The organism is Catenibacterium sp. AM22-6LB (assembly GCF_003435615.1).
GTDB classification, from domain to species: Bacteria; Bacillota_I; Bacilli_A; order Erysipelotrichales; family Coprobacillaceae; genus Catenibacterium; species Catenibacterium mitsuoka_A.
The window spans coordinates 1-2,836 of sequence record NZ_QTUM01000100.1 but is presented as its reverse complement, the minus strand read 5'-3'; the positions used below and the strand labels follow the sequence as shown (position 1 = coordinate 2,836).

General features: G+C 33.7%; 4 protein-coding genes. All 4 read left to right on the top strand.

Features of this window, described 5'->3' with window-relative positions; genetic code table 11:
• The first annotated feature begins 68 nt into the window (after nt 1-68).
• Entirely contained in the window at nt 69-842 is a 774-nt protein-coding gene (locus DW269_RS12310) for an HAD family hydrolase (protein WP_117460296.1), read from the top strand.
• 191 nt (nt 843-1,033) lie between these two features.
• A complete protein-coding gene (locus DW269_RS12305) occupies nt 1,034-1,420 on the top strand; it encodes a hypothetical protein (RefSeq protein WP_117460293.1) in 387 nt (128 codons plus the stop codon).
• The gene (locus DW269_RS12300) at nt 1,413-1,844 is read left to right on the top strand and encodes an NfeD family protein (RefSeq protein ID WP_117460291.1); all 432 of its coding nucleotides are present in this window, start codon (nt 1,413-1,415) and stop codon (nt 1,842-1,844) included. Before DW269_RS12305 ends, DW269_RS12300 begins: the two co-directional genes overlap by 8 nt.
• 1 nt (nt 1,845) lies before the next feature.
• Nucleotides 1,846-2,751: an SPFH domain-containing protein gene (locus tag DW269_RS12295; protein WP_006504996.1), complete on the top strand. Its 906-nt coding sequence runs from the start codon at nt 1,846-1,848 to the stop codon at nt 2,749-2,751.
• The last annotated feature ends 85 nt before the right edge of the window (nt 2,752-2,836 follow it).

Genomic DNA, 2,836 nt, shown 5'->3' with positions numbered 1-2,836 from the left:
GCTTGCCCGGTGGTGTGAGAGGACGAAAATAATTTTAATTATTTTCTCCTACTCGATTGGAGGAAATAATGAAAGCGATATTTTTTGATATTGATGGTACAATCTACCATCCAGAGATTGGTATTAGTCAGAATACGATTGATGAAATTCATAGAGTACAGAAATTAGGCCATAAATGCTTTATCGCAAGTGGTAGACCAACTGGATTTATTTCTAAAGAAGTCAAATCCATTGGTTTTGATGGTTTTGTATTAGCTAATGGAGCACATATTGTAACTGAAGGAAAAACAATAGATTCTTTGACTTTACCTTATGAAGAAACAAAGAAACTTATTGAATATGTAGAATCACAAGGTTATGAATATATACTTCTTACAACTGATCGTTGTTATTTAAAGAAAGAGTCACCACATATGTATGAATTCTATGCTTGGTGTAATATTGATATGGATTCTTTATGCAACGATTATGATTTAGATGAAGTACTAAAGAAAACAATTAAATTAGAAATCAGATATAATAAAAAAGAAGACAGCATAGGACTTATTGAAAGACTAGGGGCTTTCTTCTATGAAAAACATGATGATAGCTTAAATATTGAAGTATCTAATATAGATACTTCTAAAGGTCATGGTATTGAAACAATGTTGAAGTATTATGGCTTAGATGTTGATGATAGCTATTGTTTTGGTGATGGAGCCAATGACTTAGAAATGTTTAAAACAGTAGGTCATCCTATCGCTATGAAGAATGCAATCCCTATGATTTATCATCATGCATCAATTATCTGTGAAGATGTATTGCATGATGGTGTGGCAAAAGAATTAAAGAGACTCTTTTAACTTCTGTGTAAAAACAGAAGTTTTTTTGTGTCTTTTACGAATGAATCATTGGCTTTTTGAATATGTTAAGTGTTGATTATGAGACTCAACACAGTAGAAATACTGTCTTAATATTATAGCTTTTTCTTATTTTACGATTTTTGTTGAATAAAAATAATAAAAATAATACAATGATATTGGAGGTGATAAACATGAACTTTGTCTGGAATACAAACGAACTGAATGCATCTGTCGTCTCCATTTATGAAACAAATATTACATTGAATACGACAGCATGTATGCATTTTGAAAATGTGAATTATGTTCTATTAGGTATTGATTATGACAATCATTGTATCGGTATCAAACCCGTGGGAAAGCAAGCCATCAATGACGGAATCTATCCACAGGACCAGCTTCATAAGATATCAAGAGGTAAGTCCTATGGAAGAATCACAAATAAAACATTTATTAAAGAACTTGCTGATTTGATTCCTCTCGATTTCAATGAAAAGAATGTTTATAAGTTTAAAGGAACATATGACATTGTTCATGAAGTTCTCATTGTTGACTACAAGGAGGGAAGACTAAATGGATAGTTTGGTAGTGTGGTCAGGTGTTATGATTGCGTGTATTGTAGTAGAAATACTAACGGTATCGCTAGTAAGTGTCTGGTTTGTGATTGGTGCTTTTGCGGCATTGATTGCCTGCTTATTGAATGTATCAGTTCCAATTCAGGTTGGTATATTCCTAGTAGTATCTGTTATATGCGCAATAGTGGCACGTCCTATGGCTGTAAAAAGTCTGAAGGGCAATATAATACATACGAATAATGATGCACTCATAGGAACGCATGCTCTCGTTATTAAGAGAATTGATGCAGATCATATGGGTGAAGTAAGAATTAAGAATCAGATTTGGTCAGCGTCTTCACTTCATAATTTGACTTTAGAAGAAGGAGAATATGGAGAAGTTGTCGCAATTGAAGGTGCACATCTAGTTGTAAAAAAGGAGGCGAACTAAGATGTTAGGTTTTATTTTAATGATTTTATTAATCGCAATTGTTGTTATTCTTATTTTCAGTACAGTAAAGATTGTTCCACAGTCATATGCTTATGTAGTAGAAAGAATTGGTGCATATGATCGTACATTAAATGTAGGTTTACATATTCTTATCCCTTTAATTGATCGTGTATCTAACCGTGTATCATTAAAGGAACAGGTTATGGACTTCGCTCCACAGCCAGTTATTACTAAAGATAACGTTACAATGCAGATTGATACAGTTGTCTATTTCTCTATCACAGATCCAAAGTTATTTACTTATGGTGTAGTAAGACCAATTAATGCGATTGAAACATTAACTGCTACTACATTAAGAAATATCATTGGTGAACTTGAATTAGATGATACTTTAACATCAAGAGATATCATTAACTCTAAGATGAGATCTATTCTTGATGATGCCACAGATCCATGGGGTATCAAGGTAACAAGAGTTGAAGTTAAAAACATTCTTCCACCAAAAGATATTCAGGAAGCAATGGAAAAACAGATGCGTGCAGAACGTGAAAGACGTGAATCTATCTTAGTTGCTGAAGGTAAAAAACAGGCTGCTATCTTAAATGCAGAAGGGGATAAGGAATCTCTTGTATTACGTGCAACAGCTGAAAAAGAAGCACAGATTGCGAAAGCTGAAGGTCAGGCTGAAGCATTAAGACTTGTTTATGAAGCACAAGCTAAAGCTATTCAGTATATTAATGAAGCAAATCCTGAATCTGCTTATATCCAGTTAGAAGGATTAAAGGCATTAAAGAACTTAGCTGATGGGCAGGCTACAAAGATTATTGTACCTAATGACTTAGCAGGATTAGCTGGTACACTTACAACTTTATCAGAATCACTTAAGGATCCAAAAAAGCCTGAGTAATAATAGTCAGAAGACAGACACTGTCTTCTGATTTTTGTGCGACAGGCAGTCGCTTATATGTCATGTCAACAGGGGCATGACATTT